The organism is Burkholderia pulmonis (assembly GCF_984667975.1).
Window position 1 is genome coordinate 1,317,993 of record NZ_OZ480186.1, and the last position, 17,777, is coordinate 1,335,769.

Annotated in this window: 14 protein-coding genes; 8 read left to right on the forward strand and 6 right to left on the reverse strand. The window is 64.7% G+C overall.

Going from position 1 to position 17,777, the window contains the following annotated elements; genetic code table 11:
* Positions 1 to 2: 2 nt before the first annotated feature.
* The 3 genes from AC5LXK_RS06220 to AC5LXK_RS06230 all read right to left on the reverse strand — a co-directional run bounded on the left by AC5LXK_RS06220 (position 3) and on the right by AC5LXK_RS06230 (position 3,002).
* Positions 3 to 1,031 carry an ABC transporter substrate-binding protein gene (locus AC5LXK_RS06220; RefSeq protein ID WP_493390783.1) on the reverse strand — a complete coding sequence of 343 codons (1,029 nt, stop codon included), beginning with the start codon at positions 1,029 to 1,031 and terminating at the stop codon, positions 3 to 5.
* A 73-nt stretch (positions 1,032 to 1,104) separates the two neighbouring features.
* Positions 1,105 to 2,130 (reverse strand): LacI family DNA-binding transcriptional regulator, encoded by a 1,026-nt coding sequence (locus tag AC5LXK_RS06225; protein WP_493390784.1) that lies wholly within the window; start codon positions 2,128 to 2,130, stop codon positions 1,105 to 1,107.
* A 224-nt stretch (positions 2,131 to 2,354) separates the two neighbouring features.
* A complete protein-coding gene (locus AC5LXK_RS06230) occupies positions 2,355 to 3,002 on the reverse strand; it encodes a TetR/AcrR family transcriptional regulator (protein WP_493390785.1) in 648 nt (215 codons plus the stop codon).
* 263 nt (positions 3,003 to 3,265) lie between these two features.
* On the opposite strand from AC5LXK_RS06230, the gene AC5LXK_RS06235 reads away from it, so the two are divergent.
* From AC5LXK_RS06235 to AC5LXK_RS06255, 5 genes are all read left to right on the forward strand, one after another.
* Positions 3,266 to 4,069, forward strand: coding sequence for an SDR family NAD(P)-dependent oxidoreductase (locus AC5LXK_RS06235; RefSeq protein ID WP_493390786.1), 804 nt, complete (start codon positions 3,266 to 3,268; stop codon positions 4,067 to 4,069).
* Positions 4,070 to 4,111: 42 nt separating this feature from the next.
* Entirely contained in the window at positions 4,112 to 5,233 is a 1,122-nt protein-coding gene (locus tag AC5LXK_RS06240; RefSeq protein WP_493390787.1) for a DUF5938 domain-containing protein, read from the forward strand.
* Between the two features lie 27 nt (positions 5,234 to 5,260).
* Positions 5,261 to 6,802, forward strand: coding sequence for an acyl-CoA synthetase (locus AC5LXK_RS06245; protein WP_493390788.1), 1,542 nt, complete (start codon positions 5,261 to 5,263; stop codon positions 6,800 to 6,802).
* An 80-nt stretch (positions 6,803 to 6,882) separates the two neighbouring features.
* A complete protein-coding gene (locus AC5LXK_RS06250; RefSeq protein WP_493390789.1) occupies positions 6,883 to 7,758 on the forward strand; it encodes a transporter in 876 nt (291 codons plus the stop codon).
* A 19-nt stretch (positions 7,759 to 7,777) separates the two neighbouring features.
* Positions 7,778 to 8,962: a lipid-transfer protein gene (locus AC5LXK_RS06255; RefSeq protein ID WP_493390790.1), complete on the forward strand. Its 1,185-nt coding sequence runs from the start codon at positions 7,778 to 7,780 to the stop codon at positions 8,960 to 8,962.
* Between the two features lie 571 nt (positions 8,963 to 9,533).
* On the opposite strand, the gene AC5LXK_RS06260 is transcribed toward AC5LXK_RS06255, so the two are convergent.
* The 3 genes from AC5LXK_RS06260 to AC5LXK_RS06270 form a co-directional block, all read right to left on the reverse strand.
* Positions 9,534 to 9,956 carry a tellurite resistance TerB family protein gene (locus tag AC5LXK_RS06260; RefSeq protein WP_493390791.1) on the reverse strand — a complete coding sequence of 141 codons (423 nt, stop codon included), beginning with the start codon at positions 9,954 to 9,956 and terminating at the stop codon, positions 9,534 to 9,536.
* A gap of 363 nt (positions 9,957 to 10,319) precedes the next feature.
* The gene (locus AC5LXK_RS06265; protein WP_493390792.1) at positions 10,320 to 11,810 is read right to left on the reverse strand and encodes an aldehyde dehydrogenase family protein; all 1,491 of its coding nucleotides are present in this window, start codon (positions 11,808 to 11,810) and stop codon (positions 10,320 to 10,322) included.
* Positions 11,811 to 11,845: 35 nt separating this feature from the next.
* Positions 11,846 to 13,447, reverse strand: coding sequence for a GMC family oxidoreductase (locus tag AC5LXK_RS06270; protein ID WP_493390793.1), 1,602 nt, complete (start codon positions 13,445 to 13,447; stop codon positions 11,846 to 11,848).
* Positions 13,448 to 14,139: 692 nt separating this feature from the next.
* Here AC5LXK_RS06270 and AC5LXK_RS06275 point away from each other — a divergent pair.
* From AC5LXK_RS06275 to AC5LXK_RS06285, 3 genes are all read left to right on the forward strand, one after another.
* Positions 14,140 to 15,093, forward strand: coding sequence for an AraC family transcriptional regulator (locus AC5LXK_RS06275; protein ID WP_493390794.1), 954 nt, complete (start codon positions 14,140 to 14,142; stop codon positions 15,091 to 15,093).
* Positions 15,094 to 15,254: 161 nt separating this feature from the next.
* Entirely contained in the window at positions 15,255 to 16,178 is a 924-nt protein-coding gene (locus AC5LXK_RS06280) for a transporter (RefSeq protein ID WP_493390795.1), read from the forward strand.
* Between the two features lie 51 nt (positions 16,179 to 16,229).
* Complete coding sequence (locus tag AC5LXK_RS06285; protein WP_493390796.1) at positions 16,230 to 17,750, forward strand: GMC family oxidoreductase; 1,521 nt, start codon at positions 16,230 to 16,232, stop codon at positions 17,748 to 17,750.
* Positions 17,751 to 17,777: the final 27 nt, after the last annotated feature.

The window sequence follows — 17,777 nt, forward strand, 5'->3', positions numbered from 1 at the left end:
GCTTACTGCATCACTTGCAGATACTGCTGGCCGAACGCCTGCTGGCCGGCCGCCATCTTGCCGAAGTCGACCGATTTCGCCCGCGCGTATTCGCTCGCCGGCAGGAACTTCGCGGCGATGTCGGCGCCGAGCGCCTGTGCGCGCACCGGGCGCAGGTACGCGTTGGCCCACAGCTTCTGGCCTTCGTCCGACAGCACGAAGTCGAGCACCTTCTTGCCGTTCGCGTCGTGCGGCGCGCCCTTCACGAGGCTCATCACGTACGGCACCGCGATCGTGCCTTCCTTCGGGATCACGAACTCGACGTTCGCGTTGTCCTTGTACTTTGCGCGATACGCGTCGAAGTCGTAGTCGAGCAGGATCGGAATCTCGCCGGACAGCACGCGTGCATACGCGGTCTGCTTCGGCACGATCGGCGCGTTCGCCTTCAGCTTGCGGAACCAGTCGAGCGCGGGCTTGAAGTTGTCGAGGCTGCCGCCGAGCGCCTGGTTGACGGCGACCGCGCCTGCATAGCCGACGAACGCGCTCGACGGATCGAGATAGCCGACCATGCCCTTGTATTCGGGCTTCAGCAGGTCGGCCCACGAGCGCGGCACCGGCTTGCCGTCGAGTGCGTCCTTGTTCACGAAGAAGCCGAGCGTGCCCGAGTGGATCGCGAACCAGTAGCCTTGCGGGTCCTTCAGGTTCGCGGGAATGTCGTTCCAGTGCGCGGGCTTGTACGGTGCGATCACGCCCTTGTCCTTTGCCTGGAACGCCGACGACACGCCGAGGTAGACGACGTCGGCGACCGGGCTCTTCTGCTCGGCAATCAGCTGCGCGATCGACTGCCCCGAGTTCTTGTTGTCGAACGGCACGCGGATGCCGGTCTTCTGCTTGATCGCGGCGATCTGTGCGGCCCAGTCGGCCCATTCGGGCGGGCAGTTGTAGCAGATCGCCGTTTCGTCGGCGTGGGCGGCGGGTGCGCCGGCGAGGAGCGCGGCGCAGGCGAGCGGTGCGGCGAGCGCGCGCAGCAGCGAGGTCAGGCGAAAGGACACGGTGGGTCTCCGGGCGAGTGGTGTAGCGCTGGGGTGGTGTGGTTGTCTGTGTGCGGCGCGGTACGACGTGCGTTCAGGCCTTGCGCAATTGCCGCTCGGCGGCCGGCGGCGCGACGGTCGCGCCGTCGCGCACCGTATGCGGCAGGATCATCGACGTGCGCTCGATCGTCGCGCCGCCGATGCATTCGACGAGACGCTGCCACGCGTGGCGGCCGATGTCGCGGTTCGGCGTCGCGACGCTCGCGAGCGGCGGCGCCAGCAGTTCGCCGATCGAGATCCCGTCGAAGCCGAGCACCGACAGGTCGTCGGGGATCGAGAAACCCGCGCGGCGCAGCCCGCGCATCACGACCATCGCGAGCAGGTCGTTGCTGCAGAAGAGGGCGGTCGGGCGCGTTGCCTGCGCGGTGAGATGCGCGAGCACCGCATCGGGCAGCTCGGGCGCGTTGAAGTCGACTTCGACCGGCGGCAGCGTGGCGACGCCGCTTTCCTCGAGGGCCTGCGCATAGCCGAGGTGGCGCTGGCGCGCGCGATCCGACGCGGCGAGCGAGCCGGCCAGCATCAGCACGCGGCGATGACCGCGCGAGGTCAGCAGCCGCACGCCGTCGTAGGCGGCGCGGCGGTTGTCGACCGACACCGACGGGCGGCGCTGCGTGTCGTTGTGCATCAGCACGTAATGCGGGCCGTCGTGATCGAGCATGTCGAGCATCGGGTGCGTATCCGCGTCGGCGACGGTGAGGATCAGCCCTTCGACGCGCTGCTCGCGCAGCGTCTCGATCGCGTGACGCTCGCGCGCCGCGTCGTATTCGGTCGTCATCAGGATCAGCTTGAAGCCGGCCGCGGTCGCGAGTTCGTCGATGCCCAGCAGGCAGTCGGCGAACACGGGGTTCGACAGCGTCGGCACGACGACGCCGACGAGCCGCGTGCGCTCGCCGCGCAGTTGCCGGCCGAGCGGGCTCGGGCGGAACTGCAGCGTGTCGATTGCAGTGCGGATCGTCTGCAGCGTGGCAGGGCTGACGGTATGCGGCGCGTTGATCGCACGCGAAACGGTGGCGATCGAGAAGCCCGCGAGGGCAGCAACGTCCTTGATGGTCGAGGTCATGTGGTAACGCGATGTAAACGTTTTCGGCCGGAAAATTATCGAAAACGTTTGTGACTTCGCGATGACGCTCGTGACGCTTGTTTCGTAAAAAGCACGACACAAACGTCAGACGGTTGGGGTCGTCGGACGATGCGGACTCGATTGTAGCGGGGATGGTGCGGCGCGGGATGAAATTGGCGGCCGATGTGGCGCGCACGCGCCGGCCGCCCGGCGCGCCGGTAGCGTCAGGCGAGCCGCGGCATCAGCGCGCGCACTTCGTCGAGCAGGTGAGCGATCGCGTCGGGCTGGCTCGACACGTGCAGCAGCAGGTGTTTCTGAAACAGTCCGTCGAGCAGCGCATAGGCGGCGCCCGGTGTGATCGACGGCTGCCGGCCGCCCAGTTCGGCATAGCGCGTGACGACCCGCCAGACCATTTCCTCGAGGCTCTTGTCGATTTCGTTCACGACGTCGCGAAACGCGTCCTCGAACAGCGCCTGTGCGCGCAGGTCGTACCAGAGGCAGTGCATTTGCGGCTCGTCGCGGATCGTTTCCGCCAGCTTGTCGAGAAAGCCGTTCGTCAGTTCTTCCTGCGACCGTGCGGCGGCCGTCACCACGTCGTAGCGCGTCGCGCACTGCGCCTTGAACTGCCGGATGCTGCAGCGGATCAGGTCGAGCTTGTCTTCGAAGTAGTAATGCAGCACGGCATGCGTGTACTCCGACTTCTGCGCGATTTCCCGCAGGCTGGTTTTGGCGTATCCGAGCTCCGCGAGCGTGTTCAGCGCGGCTTCCGCAAGTTCGACGCGGCGCGCCTCGTACTTGTCCACCGGATCGCGTCTCGGCCGTGCGGCGCGCTGCCGGGGGGCCGCGGGCGCGGTGTCGTGCTGCTTCGTCATCCTGCTGTCGTCTCCCGTCGATCGGTTGCGCCGCACGACGCCGCGCAACTCGCGCGGCGCCGTTGTCGGCAGGTCATTGCATTGTGCGAAGCAGCGAAACGACTGTCAAGAAAAAGCCGGACGGTTGTAAAAATAAATCTTGACACGTGGATAAATAAATCTAACCATTCGTAAAAATTTATCTTTCCAGTTGGTTAGATGTGGTCGGGCCCGACGGCCGTTCCGGTTGTCGCCCGGTGCAACGTTGAAGCGTGGAGGGAGACATGGAGAACGGCAGGCTGGCAGGACGCAAGGCGCTGGTCACGGGCGGTGCCCGCGGAATCGGCGCAGCGGTGGCGCATGCGCTCGCGCAGGCGGGGGCGGACGTGATGATCGGCGACGTGCTTGCCGACCTCGCGGCGCAGACCGCACGCGACATCGCGCAGAAGGGCGGCCGCGCGGGGGCGGTGGCGCTCGACGTCGGCGACGACGCGCAATGGGCGCATGCCGCCCGCGCGATGGTCGACGAGATGGGCGGCTTCGACATCCTGATCAACAACGCGGGGATCGAGATCACATCGCTCGTCGCGGATCTGCAGGCGGCCGACCTGCGCCGCATGTGCGACATCAACATCGTCGGCGTCGGGCTCGGCCTCAAGCACGCGTTTCGCGCGATGCGCCCGGGCGGGATGGCGGGGCGGGGCGGCGCCGTCGTCAATGTGTCGTCGGTGGCGGCCACGATCGCCTTTCCCGCCATCGCCGGCTACTCGGCCACCAAGTCCGCGGTGGACCGCATGACGCGCGTGGCGGCGATGGAAGCCGGCAAGCTCGGCTACGGCATCCGCGTCAATTGCGTGTACCCGGGCCTGACGCCCACCGAGATGGGGATGAAGCTCGCTACCGACATCGTCGCCAACGGGCTCGCGCCCGATGTCGAGGCCGCCGTGTCCACCGTCGTCGCGCAGACGCCGCTCGGCCGCCTCGCGACGGTCGACGAGATCGCGGACGCGATCGTCTTCCTGTGCTCCGACGATGCCCGTTTCATCACCGGCGCCGGCATGCCGGTCGACGGCGGCATGGGCATGTGACGCGGGACAGGGACCGGATTTTTCTTTCACGAAGGAGGAGACATGAGCGACAAGAAGCCCGTGGTCGTCTACGGCGTGTCGGGTTATACCGGCCGCCTGGTATGCGAATACCTGCGCGAATACAACATTCCGTTCATCGCGGCGGGCCGCGACCGGAAGCGGATCGCGGAAGTCGTCGAGCGCATTCCCGGCATCGAGACCGCCGACTACGAAATCGTCGAGGTCGAGCATTCGGTGGCCGCGCTGACCGAATTGTTCAAGGGTGCGAAATTCGTCAGCAACATGGTCGGGCCGTTCATCAAGTACGGGCCGGAGGTCGTCGAGGCATGCCTCGCGGCCGGCTGCCACTATTCCGACACGACGGGCGAGCAGGACTGGGTGCTGCTCGCGAAGGAGCGCTGGGGCGACGCGTTCGCGAAGAAGGAACTGCTGCTCGCGCCGAACATCGCGCAGATGTATACGACGGGCGAGATCGCGGCGAACCTGTGTCTCGAGACGCCGGGGCTCGACACGCTCGATATCCTGGTGCTGTGGAAAGGCTTTCCGACCTATGCGTCGACGCAGACGATCTTCACGATCCTGAAGGCCACCTGGTACTACCTCGAACAGAACAAGTACGTCGCATGGTCGCCGACCGCGGACGCGGAAGTGGCGGTGCCGGGGCAGCACGAAACGGCGATCGCGATGCCGTGGGGCGGCACCGCACATCCGGTGTGGTTCAAGGACGATCCGCGCGTGTCGAACTGTCGCGCGATCGGCGGCGTGATGGCGCGCGAGGTCATGGAGGGCGTGCGCAAGACGACGCAGATGTTCGACGAGAAGATCCGGCCGTTGCCGCCGGCCGAGCAGGAGGTCGCGCTCGCGGAGATCGCGAACAGCCTGCAGGCGAGCATGCCGCCGCGCGAGAACCCGCGCCTGAACACGACGATCGACTCGGTGCATGCGTCGGGCCCGCTCGGCCGCGCGCACTGCGTGATCCACGGCGTCTGCAACTACAAGCAGACCGGCCTGCTGCAGGCGTATGCCGCGTTCTCGCTGCTGCAGACGCCGCCGAAGCGGGTCGGCTTCGCATCGGGCTGCCAGGCGTTCGGCCATCATGCATTGCTCGGCCAGTTGCGCAGCTTCGGCCTCGTGATGAAGCCCGTGCTGACCGTCCAGGACTGACGCCTCGTACTTTCCGGGAGAATCGTCATGCGTTTGACCCGCTATCTCGACAAGGGCGCGTCGCTCGGCGCCGACCAGCCGTGCCTCGTCGCCGACGACGAGACGCTGACCTATGCCCAGGTACAGCGCCTGACCTACCGCGTCGCCCGCGGCCTGGCCCGCTCGGGCGTGGCCGCCGGCGACAAGGTGGCGATCCTGTCGGGCAACGATCCGGTCGCTTTCGCGTGCGTGTTCGGCATTGCGCGGGCGGGCAACGTCTGGTGCCCGATCAATCCGCGCAATGAAGTCGCCGAGAATCGCTTCGTGCTCGCGACCTTCGATTGCCGTGCACTGCTGTTCCACAGCGCGTATGCCGCGATGGTCGAAAAGATGTTGCCCGGACTGCCGGCGCTGAGCGTGGCCGTCTGCCTCGATGCGACGCTGCCGTTCGCGCCGAGCCTCGGCGACTGGCTGGACGGATTGCCGGACACGGCGTTCGAGCGCGAGCCGGTGAGCGACGTCGCGATGCTGCCCGGCACCGGCGGCACCACCGGCGTGCCGAAGGGCGTGATGCTGTCGGAGCGCAACCTGGAGACGATGACGGCGCTCACGCTGATGAGCTATCCGTTCGACGGGCGGCCGGTGTACCTGGCGTTCGCGCCGCTCACGCATGCGGCAGGCGTCCTGTGCCTGCCGGTGATGACGCTGGGCGGCCGGATCGTCGTGATGCGCCATCCCGACGTCGGCGAATTCCTCGCGTCGATCGAGCGCGAACGCGTCACGCACACGTTCCTGCCGCCGACGGTGATCTACATGCTGCTCGACCATCCGCACCTGCCGGCGACCCGTCTCGATTCGCTGCAATGCTTCTGGTACGGCGCCGCACCGATGTCGGTCGATCGCCTTTGCGAGGCGCTCGAGCGGATCGGACCGATGGCGCAGCTGTTCGGCCAGACCGAGGCCCCGATGATGGTGTCGACGCTGGCGCCGGCCGATCACTATCGTCCGGACGGCTCGGTCGCGATCGAGCGGCTGTCGTCCGCCGGCCGGCCGACGCCGCTTGTCGAAGTCGGCATCATGGATGAACAGGGGCGCCTGCTGCCGACGGGCGAGCGCGGCGAGATCGTCGTACGCGGCTCGCTGGTCATGAAAGGCTATTACGAGAACCCCGACGCGACGGCTGACGCATCGGCATTCGGCTGGCACCACACGGGCGACATCGGCTACCTCGACGCGGATCATTTCCTGTTCATCGTCGATCGCGCGAAGGACATGATCATCACCGGCGGATTCAACGTGTACTCGATCGAAGTCGAGCAGGCGCTGCTTGCGCACCCCGACGTGCGCGATTGCGCGGTGATCGGCCTGCCCGACGACAAGTGGGGCGAGCGGGTGGTGGCCGTCGTACAGCCGCGCGAGGGCAGGCGGATCGATGCGGCGGCGCTGGTCGCGTTTGCGAAGGAGCGGATCGGCAGCGTCAAGGCGCCGAAGCAGATCGAGGTGTGGAGCGACCTGCCGCGCTCGAAGGTCGGCAAGGTGTCGAAGCCGGATGTGAAGGCGCGGTTGCGCAACGACGCGACCGCAGGCTAGGGCGGGCGCATCCGGCCGCCGTGCAGATGCGGCCGGCATGCGCATAAATAATAGGTGTACTGAACAATAAGGACGGAAACATGAAGGCGAAACTGATGCAGTCTGCCGCGACGGCGGGGGTCATGCTGGCGATCTCGACCTCCGCATCGGCGATCGACATCTACCCGGGCGACTATACGATCCTGCCGCCTGGTACGACGCTCGCGCTCGGCTATCTCGGCTACACGCCGAGCAGCAATTTCAGGCTCGACGGCGTGGGCAGGGTGCCGGATTCGAGCCTCGACCAGACCGTCGGCATTGCGCGGGTGCTGCACTACACGCAGATCGGCGGCGTGCCGGTGGCGTTCCAGGCGTACCTGCCGTTCGCGAAGCTGACCGACGTCAAGGTCGGCGGCAGTCCGCTGCCGACGAACAACGGGCTCGGCGACCTCACGTTCGGTGCGACGGCGTTTCTCGTGAACCGTCCCGATCCGCAGTACGGTACGACCGTCGGGTTCACGGCATACTTCTCGGTGCCGACCGGAAAGTACGATTACGGGCGGGTCGGCGCCGGCGCCGGCACCGTGGTGTTCACGCCGCAGCTTGGCGTGATCCAGGGGCTGGGGCGCAACCTGTTCCTCGACGCCGCACTGGACGTCGCCGCGCAACCGGGGCACGACGACAACGGTTATCGTATTTCGGTGCGGCCGTCGATCGAGCTGCAGACGTATCTGCGCTATCAGTTCACGCCGGCCACATCGGTTTCGTTCGGCTATGCCGGCACCTACGGCGGCAAGCAGTATGTCGACGATGCCTATACTGGCCAGAAGACGAGCACGAACCAGTTGCGGTTGTTCGCGAGTCACATGCTGACCCCGACCTGGCAGGTATCGGGGATGCTGGGCAAGGCGCTCTCGGCCGAGGGCGGCTTCAAGAACAGCTACAGCGTCCAGTTGCGCGTGATGAAGATATTCTGAATCCACGAAGGAGCCCAGCATGAGCCGTCGAGTCAACGTCATCGGTGTCGGGATGATCCCGTTCACGAAGCCGGGCGCGAGCCCGCAGTACTACCAGATGGCAGCCGAAGCCGCCCGGGTCGCGCTCGCCGACGCCGGCATTTCATACGATGCGATCGAGCAGGTCTACGCCGGGTACGTCTACGGCGATTCCACGTGCGGGCAGCGGGCGATCTACGAGGTCGGCATGACGGGCGTGCCGGTCGTCAACGTCAACAACAACTGCTCCACGGGCTCGACCGCGCTGTGGCTGGCACGCCAGGCGATCGACAGCGGCGCGGCCGAATGCGTGCTGGTGCTCGGGTTCGAGCAGATGGCGAAGGGTGCGCTGACGACCTGGTTCAACGACCGTGCGTCGCCGCTCGAACGGCATCTCGATGTCGCCGATGCGGTGCAAGGGGAGACGGACGTGCCGATGGCCGTGCGGATGTTCGGCGGCGCGGGGCGCGAGTACATCGAACGTTACGGCGCGTCGCGGGACACGTTCGGCATGATCTCGGTCAAGGCGCGCGAGCATGCCGCACGCAACCCGTATGCGCTGTTTCGCGAGCCGCTGGATCTGGCGCAGGTGATGGGTTCGAGCACGGTGTTCGATCCGCTCACGCGGTTCCAGTGTTGCCCGCCGACCTGCGGCGCCGGCGGCGCGGTGCTGTGCTCGGATGAATTCGCCAGGCGTCACGGTATTGCGCGGCGGGTTCACATCGCCGCGCAGTCGATGACCACCGATTACCCGAGCAGCTTCGAACCGGCATCGATGATCCGGATGGTCGGCTACGACATGTCGGCCGCCGCCGCGCGACAGGTGTACGAACAGGCAGGGATCGGGCCGGGGGATCTCGATGTCGTCGAGCTGCACGACTGCTTCACGAGTAACGAGCTGATCAGTTACGAGGCGCTCGGACTGTGTCCCGAAGGCGGGGCCGAGCAGTTCGTTCGCGATCGCGACAACACGTACGGCGGCAGGATTGTCACCAATCCGTCGGGCGGCCTGCTGTCGAAAGGCCATCCGCTGGGAGCGACGGGGCTGGCGCAATGCGCGGAGCTGGTCTGGCAGCTGCGCGGGGAGGCGGGTGCAAGGCAGGTCGAGGGTGCGCGCGTGGCCCTGCAGCACAACATCGGACTGGGCGGCGCGTGTGTCGTGACGTTGTATCGTCGTGACGATTGACGGGCGTCGTACAGGCGACGGACCGATGGTAGAATGCGGTCCGCCCTCTTGCCGGGGTGATGAAATTGGTAAACATAGCGGACTTAAACGATTGAGTGCCCGGCCGGAAACGGTCGGTGCAGAACCCTTCAAATTCGGTGAAACCCCTGATGCACGCATCGAGGCAACGCCGAGCCAAGCCTCGCGGTATGCGCGAGGAAGGTGTAGAGACTAGACGGGGGGCGCCTAAGGCGCACGGGCAGCGGTCACGCCCGCGCGCGACGGTGAAGGCATAGTCCAGCGCACGAACGGTTTCGCTTATGCGGCGCCGGCTTTGAAAGAAGCAGTGTGACGAAAATCCGCCGCCTTAACTGGCTTGCCGGTTCGAGTCCGGTCCCCGGCACCAAATACGCTTCCGAGGAAGTCCTCGTTGGTCGATAAACCCGCGATAGCGCAACGCTTCGCGGGTTTTTTCGTTTCTGCGCTTGCATGATGTGCCCGACTGGATACGAAGGACATGCCATGGAGACGAGCCGGCTTGCTGGCGAGCAGGCCGGATTCCGCCGCGCGTGTCACGGCACGCGCGGCGACATTACATGCAGCAGGGCTCCGTCGACCCGACGTGCAGCGTCTGTGGCGTCCACGCCGTCAGGATGGTCCCCAGCACGGTGATTTCACCGTCGGCGAGGTGTCCGTCCGCCGACGCGACGGAAAGGCACAGCTCGATGACCCTGACCCGCAGGTCGGGATCGTCGATTTCCGCGAGCAGTGTCTTGAGCGTCGCTTGATCGACATGACCGGAAATCGAGCCCGACGATGCATGGCTGACCGCCCAGTCTTCACACACTATCTGGACGATCCGCGCGAACTCGGCTGGATCGATCCCGAACTCGCCGTTCATCCGGAGTTTGTCGAGGAGCCGTTCCTCGCTGGGATCGATGTGGCCGTCCGCAATCAGCACCAGCGCGACGATGCGTGCGGCGGCGTGAGCGCTGTTGCGGGGATAGGTTCTCATGCTGTCGTTCCTTTGCGGTGTCATGCCGCGTTGTTGAAGAGCCTTCAGTTTCGATGGTTTCGTTGATCGGAAAAAGCAGAGTATTCGAGAGGAAAGGTTCGGAAAATGCGAAGTAACGAGGAATCGCCGCCATGCGATCCGATGCCGCTTCGAAAACCCGCGAGAAGGCGGACGCGCGCGTTTTTTCATGGCGCTCCGCCGGATGCGTTTGTCGTCCGGGTGCGTTCGTCGTTGCGTCGAGCGTTGCGTGTGCCGCACCGGCTCAGGCGGGTGTGATCGGGCACGACCCGAATGCCGGCCGGAAATGTACCGGGAACGGCATCGGGCGATGTGTGTTCGAACCGCGCCGGCGGCGGCCGTCGATCACAGGCGAATGGTGACGGACTTCAGTTCGGTGTAGGCGTCGATGAACGACGAACCGTACTCGCGACCGACGCCGGATCCCTTCGCGCCGCCGAACGGCACGGCCGGATCGACCAGCGTGTGCATGTTGACCCACACGGTGCCCGCCTCGATACGGGGCACGTATCGAAGGGCTTTCGCCAGATCATTCGTCCAGATGCTCGCGGTCAGGCCGAAAGCCGAGTCGTTCATCATCGCGATCAGTTCTTCTTCGTCGTCGAACGGCACGAACGTGCCGACCGGGCCGAAAATCTCCTGACGGTATGAGCCCGATTGCAGGGACTTCGGCAGAATGATCGTCGGCTTGATGTAGAGTCCGTCGCGCCCGTAGGCACCGCCGCCCGCGACGATGTCGTCGCCGTCGGCCTTGGCCTGGTCGAACGCGGCCAGGCATTTCTTGAAGTGCGGCACGTTGCTCACCGGTCCGATCAATCCCGCCTCATCCATCGGATCGGACGGCCCGATGCTGTTCAAGCGCGCGCCGAGCTTGTCGATGACCTCGTTGAATTGCGAGCGGTGCACGAAGAAACGTTCCGCCGACGCACATACTTGCCCGCTGTGCAGGAACCCTGCCTCGAAGACCCCGTCGAGAATCTTGTCGACCGATGTATCCGGGAGGAATGCCGCGGCATTCTTGCCGCCGAGCTCGAGCGTGAAGCGGGTGAAGTTGGCCTTGACGGCCTCTTCGCCGATGACGCGTCCGGTCGGGACCGAGCCCGTAAACGAGACCTTGGCGACACGAGGGTCCGCAATGACTTTGGCGCCGATCCTGCCCGTGCCGTTGATGACGTTGAGCGCGCCGGGCGGCAGCCCCGCTTCGGTGCCGAGTTCCGCGATGCGCAGCATCGTGAGCGGCGAAAACTCCGACGACTTGATGAGCACGGTGTTGCCGGTCGCGAGTGCCGCGCCGAATTTCCACACCGGAATCATGACCGGGAAATTCCACGGAGTGACGCCGAACACAACGCCCAGCGGCTCCCGAAGCGTGAACGACGTATAGCGTTCGCCGTTCATGCTCGGGTAGGACGGCGTAATCGTTTCGCCGGCAATTTTCGTGGCCCAGCCTGCGTAGTACCGCAGCCAGCGGGCGGACCAGCCTACCTCGATGATGCGGGACAGCGCGATGAGCTTGCCCGACTGGGCCGTTTCGATCTGCGCGATTTCCTCGCCATGCATTTCGATCAGATCCGCGAATCGCAGCAGGGTGCGCTCTCGTTCGGCAGGGGAGAAGCGGGCCCAGTCCTCCTTGAATGCTTGATGGGACGACGCAAGGGCGGCCTCGATATCCGCGTCTTCCGCCTGCGCGACGGAGCCCACCACGGCGAGCGTGGCCGGGCACCGAACGTCGATTCGTTCACGGCCTTGTCCCGCGACGGGCCGGCCACCGATGTAGTGCCCGTGTTCGCGTGCAAGGAATTGTCTGACTTCGTCAAGCATCTGGACCAGCGCCATCTGTTCACCTCCGGGAGAAATTGGATTGGCAAGCGTTAGCGCGACGCATTCGAGATCAGGTCCGATGCCTTCTCGGCCAGGGCGATGGTCGGCGCGTTCGTATTCCCGCTCGGGATGCTGGGCATCGTCGAGCTGTCGGCCACGCGAAGCCCCGCGATACCGTGTACGCGAAGCTGCGTGTCGACGACCGATGACGCGGGTTCCATCCCCATCCTGCACGTGCCGACAGGGTGATAGACCGTCTTGGCGGCGCCGCGCACCCAGTCTTCGATCGCCGCGGTGTCATCGGGAATGCAGTTCGGCGAGAAGATCTCGTCGACATGCGCGGCGAGCGCCGGCTGCTGGAGTATCTTGAGTGCCAGCTTCGTGGCGCGAACCTGACCGTCGACGTCCCGGCGATCGGACAGGTAGGCTCCGTCGATCCGCGGAAGCTCCGCCGGGTTCGGCGACCTGATGGCCACGCGGCCGCGGGAATGCGGTTGAAGGTGACCTGTCTTGATGGTGATCCCGTGCGTCCTGCCGTTGGTGACGCCGAATGGATCGTCGAACGCATCGATGACCGGCAGGAAGTGAAACTGGACATCCGGCTGGCCCTGGTTGCACGTGTCGACGAATGCAAATCCCTCGAGGACCGGGGAGGTGAGGAGTCCGGAGCGGAACAGCATCCATTGGAGACCGTGCTTGAGTGCCCGGAATCCCCGGTCCTGGCCATAGAGCGAGATCGGCGTCTTGATGGACGCATTGACCGACGTGTGCATGTGGTCGTGAAAATTCTCGCCGACCGGCAGCACGTGCTTGACCCGAACCCCCGCATTTTCGAGGTCGCTGCGTGGTCCGATGCCCGAAAGCTGCAGGATCTTCGGCGAACCGATCGCGCCGGCGGTCACGATCACCTCCGCGCGCGCATGCGCGGTCACTTGCCGGTTGCCTTGACGATAGGTCACGCCGGTCGCGCGGCCGCCTTCGATTTCGACGCGCTCGACCAGCGCATCGACTTCGAGCTTGAACCCTGCGCGGTTTCGGATTGCCTTCAGATAGGTCGCTGCCGTCGAGCCGCGCTCGCCATTGAAGATGGTGGCCTGATAAAACCCGACACCGTCCTGCCGGTCGCCGTTGTAGTCGGTCCGGTATTCGAGTCCCATCTGTTGGCCCGCCCGCACGAATGCTTGCGAGAGCGGATGCCGATAGCGAATCTCGGTGACTTTCAGGTGTCCGTCGTTTCCGTGATAAGGCGTGGTCAGCGATTCGTTGTTCTCCGCCTTGGCGAAGTAACGCAGCATTTCATCGGCACCCCAGCCCTTGCAGCCGAATTCCGTCTCCCACCGGTCGTAGTCGTTCCGGTGCCCGCGTACGTAGAGCATGCCGTTGACCGAACTGGATCCGCCGAGCACGCGACCCTGCGGAACCGCGATGGATCGACCTTTCACGTCCTGCGACGGTTCGGCGGCGTACGGCCACGTATAGCGGGGGATGGCCTTGCCGAGGCCGCCGGGCATGTGAATGAACAGGTCTTTGTCGTGACCGCCTGCCTCGATCAGCAAGACGGTTCCCTTGCGCCGCTCGATGAGGTTGGTTGCAATGGTGCAGCCGGCCGAACCGGCGCCAATGATGATGTAATCGAACGTGTTATCGGACATCGTTTTTGCCCACGATCGTGCAGCGACATCCGTCGGTTCCGTCCCGCTCCGCGCATGCTTGCTGTCCCGATCTTCGGTGGGTATCTCCTTGCTGATTCTGGATGGTTCGCTATGGTTTTGGGCCGGCACCTGCAGTTCGACTGGCCGTGAAGGCACTGACGAAGCAGGGCCTCGGCATCAGGCGGGCGATGGGTCGACCGCATTTCGATTCTAGGTTTGTGCGTCGAACCCCGATCGACGGTGCGTGCACACTTTTGGTTTCAGCGTGCACATCGCGTCGACGTGCAACGAATGTCCCGCGCCCCGTTGCCGATGCAGGGAAGGTCGCCGCTTTCACTGGTACAAACCATCATTGACCGACCGGTCGGTCATCAAAAAAATGTGCTACGCGCTGTAGATGCGGCGAAAAGGCATCTGCGCGGCCCGAGATAGGGCGAACCGGATGCTGTCGTCGTTTTTTCCGTGAATTCGAAACGCATCGTTGGCAATGTCGATGTGAGATACACCTGTTTCGCAGTGCACTTCAGCCGCCGACCCTTCGCCGCGCGTTCCCGCTTTCGACAAGGTTGTCGTCGGGCTGTCCCGGCGAGCCGGCGGCGCACCCGATATGCAGGCGCCTTCCCGCGCAGTTTCGCGGCTCGTGCACATGTACGGCGCGGCTAAAGTCATTCGTAGAACTCATTCACCGAGCAATGACAAACGAAATCGTTGTTGGCGAGAGCGGTAGCGGCGCAAATCTGCGAGATCTCATCTCGGAGAGTTTCCTGCCGCTGGCGCTTCGAGATACAGGTCCGCATTTCCGGATGGCGGTGCGTATTGCCGTGGCGGGCGGGATCCGCGCGGCAGAGGTCGATACCTCGTCGATCCGGGTGGACCGCGACCGGGTGCTGGCGGAGCGGGCCGAGAGCGACTGTTACAAGATACTGTTCCAGATCGGCGGGCAAAGTCGCGTAACGCAAAGAAACAGGACGTCGATCGTCAATCCGGGAGAGTGGGTGGTCTACGATGCGACGCAGGCGTATTCGATCGAGTGCGCGGATGCGTCGAGGTTCGTTGCCGCGCTTGCGCCGCCGAGGAGCAGCACGATGTGGCGATGGTTCGTCGATCGCGCGGATACGCAGGTACGCCGGACTGTCGGCAATGCACACCTCGCGTTGCAGTCCATCCAGTACCTGATGGACGGGCAGGTGCCTGACGACCCGGAAAGCCTGTTCGGTTTCGAGCAGTCGACGTTGATGTTGCTCGATTCCGTCGTTCGCCGCGAGGCCGGCGACGCGCTCAACCGGGCCGGCGCGCGAAGCGCATCCCTGCGCATGAACGCTGAAATCTACCTCGCGCATCACTATAGCGATCCCGACCTGACACCGGACCGGCTTGCCAGTGCACTGAACGTATCGCGACGCACGCTCTACGGCGCACTGGCGGCGACCAGCCAGACGCCCCAGGGGTTGATTCAGGAATATCGGCTGCAGGCGAGCAGGCGGGCGCTTCTGGATCCCGCCGACACGAACCGCAATCTGCTGGAGCTGGCGGTCATGTGCGGCTTTTCGGACATGACGCATTTCGGCCGGTTGTTCAAGGCGCGATTCGGATCCAGCCCCGGCGTCTACCGGATGACCTGTCGAAATGCATCGGAACCGGCGTGACGCGACGCCTCCGTCAGATGCAATCGGAAAGCGTGCGTTGCGGCGAAGATTTGCACGCATCGACGCAACGTCTGCACCGAACGCCGAAAGATAATATTCAGGAATCCTAGACTAGTCTGGACGGCCAAATCATAGGGCCGATGGATATCTAGGAGACGAACTTGAGGAAAAACCAGGCAGGTATTCGAGCGCGTCGCTTTGCGCGTTTGCCCCGCGGTCCGCGCGCGTGGAAGCTGGCTGCGCTCGCGATGGCGGCTGCTTTCCCGACACTGGCCTTGGCGATCAATATCGATGCAGGGGACTATACGGCGTTGCCCGCCGGCGCGAATATCGGTGCGCTGTACTATCAGCATGCCGAGGATACGCGGATCTATGCGAACGGTTCGCGAGTGGCGGGCGGCGACATCACCCAGGACATCGGCATTGCGCGTTTCATCCATTTCATGTCGATCGGCGGATTCACCGTTGATCCGCAGGTGCTGATTCCGTTCGGCCACGTCGGCGGGACGAACCAGATGTCGGCCCTCGGGAACAATACGGGCATCGGTGACGCGGTCTTTGCCGCTACGATCTGGGTCGTCAACCATCCCGAGTCGAACACGTTCCTGGGCATCACGCCGTTCATCTACGCACCGACCGGCAGCTACGACCACAATCGAGGCATCAATCTCGGCGAAAACCGGTGGAAGTTCGCGCTGCAGGCCGGCTTCATCACGCCGGTCGCGCCCAAGGTGACCCTCGATCTGGCAGCGGACGCCACCGCATTCACGCCGAACCACAACTTCGGTGCGACCGGCGCGACGATGACGGAGTCGCCGCTGTTTCAGGCGCAGGGCTGGTTGCGGTACCAGCTCACGAGCAGCGTCGACCTGCGGGTCGGCGGCTCATATGTGTTCGGCGGCAACCAGACCGTTGCGGGCGTGTCCCAGGCCAACCGGCAATCGACACCCAGCTTTCTCGTGGGGGCAGCATGGTTTCCCACCAAAACCTGGCAAATCATCGCGCTCTACGGTCGCCAGACGTCAACCGAGAATGGCCCGCTCGAAACGCAACGCTTCAACGTTCGCGTTGCGCACTTCTTCTGATCGTGCGATTGCACGCCGATCGTCAAAACCGTCGCTCAAGGGTATGAAACCATGGATGCATACGATTACATCGTTGTTGGTGCGGGGTCTTCCGGTTGTGTGATTGCAGCGCGATTGAGCGAGGATCCGCATGTCCGCGTGCTGCTGCTGGAGGCAGGGCCGCGGGATGAAGATCCCAATATTGCGGCGCCGGGCGGGTGGCCGTCCCTGTGGAATACCCCGGTGGACTACGCGTACCACACGGTGCCGCAAGCGCATACCGCCGGGCGATCGCATTACTGGCCGCGTGGCCGGACGCTCGGTGGCTCCAGCGCGATCAACGGCATGATCTACGTGCGCGGACACCGCAGCGACTACGACGCGTGGGCGTATCAAGGCTGCGTGGGCTGGGACTATGAGTCCGTTCTGCCGTATTTCCGCAAGTCGGAGGATCATGAAGGCGGCGAAGACCGGTATCACGGTGCGGGCGGCCCGTTGCACGTGTCGCGAAACCGCGATCCCAATCCGATTTGTGCAGCCGCGATCGAAGCGGCGGTACAGGCAGGATTCGCGCGCAACGACGATTGCAACGCAGAGGCAATCGACGGCGCGGGCTATTGCCATCTCACGATCAAGGACGGCGTACGCCAATCGACTGCGCGGGCGTTTCTGTCGCCCGCTCGCGATCGTGCGAACCTGACGGTCAAAACCGGCGCGTGCGTCGAAAGGCTGATTCTCCTGGGCGACCGGTGCGTCGGCGTTCGCTACTTCGACGGGGCGTCGGTTATCGACGCGATGGCCGACAGCGAAGTGATTGTCAGCGGCGGCGCAATCGCCAGCCCGCAGCTTCTGATGCTGTCGGGCATCGGCCCGGCGGACGAACTGGCGCGCGTCGGCATCCGTGCAACGCATCACCTGCCGGGCGTCGGGAAGAACCTCCAGGATCACCTGCTTTGCAGCGTGATCTTCGAGGCTTCCAGGCCGATCCCGGCACCGCGGAACAACCTGCTTGAATCGCAGTTGTTCTGTCGCAGTGACGAGCGCCGCATCGGTCCGGACTTGCAGCCGCTGTTCATGCACATCCCGTACTACGCGCCGGGTTTCGACGGTCCGGCAAATGCGTGGACGCTGTGTGCTGGCCTGGTCCGTCCGGCGAGCCGCGGCGAGATTCGTCTTGGATCGGACGATCCTTCCGCCGCGCCTCTTCTCGACCCCCGATATCTGTCGGAACAGTCGGACCTGGAGCGTCTCGCGAAAGCGGTTCAGATCTGCCGTGACATCGGCAACCGGCCCGCTTTCGACGAATGGCGCGCGCGCGAGGTGTTGCCGGGACCGGCCGGGGACGATCCTGCCGCGCTGCGCGAATACGTGCGTCGTGCGTGCGTGACCTATCACCACATGGCCGGCACATGCAAGATGGGCGTGGGGGCCGACGCCGTCGTCGATCCGGAACTGCGCGTGCGGGGGGTGACCGGCCTTCGCGTGGCCGACGCATCCATCATGCCGGACGTCGTGTCCGGGAATACTAATGCGCCGGCCATCATGATCGGCGAAAAGGCCGCCGACCTGATCCGGCAGTCGCAGGCGAAGTGATTCCGCGCCACCCGCATCGGTACGATG

Coding starts and splice junctions, on each gene's coding strand:
- AC5LXK_RS06260 (WP_493390791.1), bottom strand. CDS start 9,956: ATGAGAACCTATCCCCGCAACAGCGCTCACGCCGCCGCACGCATCGTC.
- AC5LXK_RS06225 (WP_493390784.1), bottom strand. CDS start 2,130: ATGACCTCGACCATCAAGGACGTTGCTGCCCTCGCGGGCTTCTCGATC.
- AC5LXK_RS06230 (WP_493390785.1), bottom strand. CDS start 3,002: ATGACGAAGCAGCACGACACCGCGCCCGCGGCCCCCCGGCAGCGCGCC.
- AC5LXK_RS06250 (WP_493390789.1), top strand. CDS start 6,883: ATGAAGGCGAAACTGATGCAGTCTGCCGCGACGGCGGGGGTCATGCTG.
- AC5LXK_RS06275 (WP_493390794.1), top strand. CDS start 14,140: ATGACAAACGAAATCGTTGTTGGCGAGAGCGGTAGCGGCGCAAATCTG.
- AC5LXK_RS06245 (WP_493390788.1), top strand. CDS start 5,261: ATGCGTTTGACCCGCTATCTCGACAAGGGCGCGTCGCTCGGCGCCGAC.
- AC5LXK_RS06285 (WP_493390796.1), top strand. CDS start 16,230: ATGGATGCATACGATTACATCGTTGTTGGTGCGGGGTCTTCCGGTTGT.
- AC5LXK_RS06265 (WP_493390792.1), bottom strand. CDS start 11,810: ATGGCGCTGGTCCAGATGCTTGACGAAGTCAGACAATTCCTTGCACGC.
- AC5LXK_RS06270 (WP_493390793.1), bottom strand. CDS start 13,447: ATGTCCGATAACACGTTCGATTACATCATCATTGGCGCCGGTTCGGCC.
- AC5LXK_RS06240 (WP_493390787.1), top strand. CDS start 4,112: ATGAGCGACAAGAAGCCCGTGGTCGTCTACGGCGTGTCGGGTTATACC.
- AC5LXK_RS06255 (WP_493390790.1), top strand. CDS start 7,778: ATGAGCCGTCGAGTCAACGTCATCGGTGTCGGGATGATCCCGTTCACG.
- AC5LXK_RS06235 (WP_493390786.1), top strand. CDS start 3,266: ATGGAGAACGGCAGGCTGGCAGGACGCAAGGCGCTGGTCACGGGCGGT.